Origin of the sequence: Bradyrhizobium pachyrhizi, assembly GCF_001189245.1 — a bacterium.
Taxonomy (GTDB): domain Bacteria; phylum Pseudomonadota; class Alphaproteobacteria; order Rhizobiales; family Xanthobacteraceae; genus Bradyrhizobium; species Bradyrhizobium pachyrhizi.
The window spans coordinates 52,685-54,985 of the sequence record NZ_LFIQ01000077.1; the positions used below are offsets into that span (position 1 = coordinate 52,685).

3 protein-coding genes are annotated in these 2,301 nt (G+C 64.4%); all 3 read right to left on the reverse strand.

The features are described 5' to 3' along the window. Positions 1–289: 289 nt before the first annotated feature. Positions 290–1,594, reverse strand: coding sequence for an S-methyl-5-thioribose kinase (mtnK, locus tag AKL29_RS16345; protein WP_050384955.1), 1,305 nt, complete (start codon positions 1,592–1,594; stop codon positions 290–292). Positions 1,595–1,680: 86 nt separating this feature from the next. Further along, positions 1,681–1,965 (reverse strand): DUF1467 family protein, encoded by a 285-nt coding sequence (locus tag AKL29_RS16350; RefSeq protein ID WP_050384876.1) that lies wholly within the window; start codon positions 1,963–1,965, stop codon positions 1,681–1,683. 6 nt (positions 1,966–1,971) lie between these two features. Next, positions 1,972–2,301 (reverse strand): methylmalonyl-CoA epimerase (gene mce / locus AKL29_RS16355; RefSeq protein ID WP_244482084.1); only part of this gene is annotated, 330 nt, incomplete at its 5' end.

Here is a 2,301-nt window from a genome sequence, read left to right on the forward strand (position 1 = left end):
ATTATTGAAGGGGCTCGTCATTCCAGCATCGCTCAACAATGATCATTGGTGGTTATGGGTCCCGGCCTTCGCCGGGACGACGACGAGTGTGTATCGCTTGTGAGTCAAACATCCGCATTCTCGCGACATGATTTGTCCGAGCTTTGCTGTTCGTTCCGCCCTCGCGCTCAAGAGGGCACAGGGAAAGCCGAGCTGCGTAGGATGGGTAGAGCGAAGTGAAACCCATCAACCCTTGTCGCGCGGTCAGAATGATGGGTACCGCTCCGCTCCACCCATCCTACATTCCCGGCTACCTCGCAAAATCCGGCTGCCAGTGGCGCAGTTCGCGGGCGGCGTAGGTGACCGCGCCGATCGTCGTGTAGGACGGGGCCTCCAGCATCATGTTGCGCGCGAGCTTGAGGGCCCGCGCCTCGCAGATCGCACGCTGCTTCTCGTCGGCGATCCACTCGAAGTCGATGTTGTGCGCGAGGCCGAGGATGCGCCGGATGGTCTTGGCCGCGGCGAAGCCGACCGTGTCCTGGAACAGCCGCGCCATATAGGCCTGCCGTTCCGCCTCCAGCCGCGCGGCGCCCGCTTCGCCCGTGAACAGCGACGGCGGATAACCGTCGCCGTTCGCCTCGCTGCGCCACAGCGCGAGGAACTTTCGGGCAAACTCGCCCCAGACACCCTCGATGGTTTCCAGCAGCCACACCTCGAATGACGCGCGCTCGCCTTCCGTGCGCTCGTGGCCGGCGGAAGCCAGATAGGCCATCAGCAGATTGCCGATGACGGCGCCGATATCAAAACCCATCGGGCCGTAGAAGGCGAACTCGGGATCGATCACCCTGGTCTCGCTGTCCGTGACCATGATCGAGCCGGTGTGCAGGTCGCCGTGCAGCAGCGCCTGCGGGCTCGCCATGAATTTCAGCTTCAGCCTGCTGATCGCGACATGGAGGTCGAGGTCCTCACGGAAGGCCGCGGCCGTGGCGTCGAGATAGGGCGCGGTCCATCGGTTCTGCTCGGCGATGCGGTAGGGATCGGTGAAGATCAGATCTTCGGTAATCTTGCACAGCGCGTGGTTGCCGGCGAAATCGGCGATGCCCTGCTTCTTCTGCGCGGCCGACAACGCAAGGTCGGACGTGAAGAACAGCGTTTGCGCCAGGAAGGTCGAGATATCCTCGACAAAGCGCGGGTACCGCGTGGCCTCGATCAGGCCCTTGCGCATGATGATGTGCGGCTCGAGCAGCTCCATCGCGGTGAGCGCGAGCGGCGCATCATGATGCCGCACCGCCGGCACGAGCATCGGCGCCAGCCGCGCCTGATGCACCAGCGCGAGATGCTCATAGTGCGCCCGCGACAGCGGCAGCGGCCAGCTTTCGCCGACCAGCCGCACATAGGGCAGCGCCTGCTTGACGGCGATGCCGCCGCTTTGGCCCTTGACGATGAAGACGAGGTTGAGATTGCCGTCGCCGACCTCGCTGATCGACCAGTCGGCAGACCGGCCGCCGAGCTGCGTGACGATGGCCGGAAGCCCCGCGAGATAGTCCCGCAGATCGGCCTCTCGCAGGATTCGATACGCGCTCTGCCCGGAGCCCGGTTGGGTCCGCAGGTCCATCGTGGTCGCCTCCTCCACGTTTCCAGGGTGAGGTTGATCCTCACTCCCATCTCACGACATGCGGGCCGTTCCCGGCCTCTTGTAGGTCAGTTGTGAAACTCCGGCATCCCCATCAGTTTCGACAGCCGCTCGATCGAGAGATAGCCGGAATGATAGGCCCACATCGCGATCGCGAAGATCACGGCGGAAATCAGCGTGGTCCACAGCAGCTTGCGGCCCATCCGCGCCAGGATCGGCGCGCCGGGGTCGGTGCCGGGCGCGCCGACATTGTCCTCGTGCTGGCTGCGCACGCCGAACGGCAGCGTCAGGAACAGCACGAGCCACCAAAGGACGAAGTAGATCGCAAGCCCGGTGGAGATTTGGTAAGCCATGCGGCCTCAGGCCTGTTCGATCTCGACCAGGGCGCCGGAAAAGTCCTTCGGGTGGAAGAACAGCACCGGCTTGCCATGCGCGCCGATCTTCGGCTGGCCGTCGCCCAGCACCCGCGCCCCCTCGGCGATCATGCGGTCACGGGCCGCGATGATGTCGGGCACGTCGTAGCAGACATGGTGGATGCCGCCGTCGGCATTGCGCTCGACGAATTTCGCGATCGGCGAGGCCTCGCCGAGCGGCTCGATGAACTCGATCTTGGTGTTCGGCAGCGTCACGAACACGGTGATCACGCCGTGTTCCGGCAGCGGCACCGCATCGGAAATCTCGGCATTGAA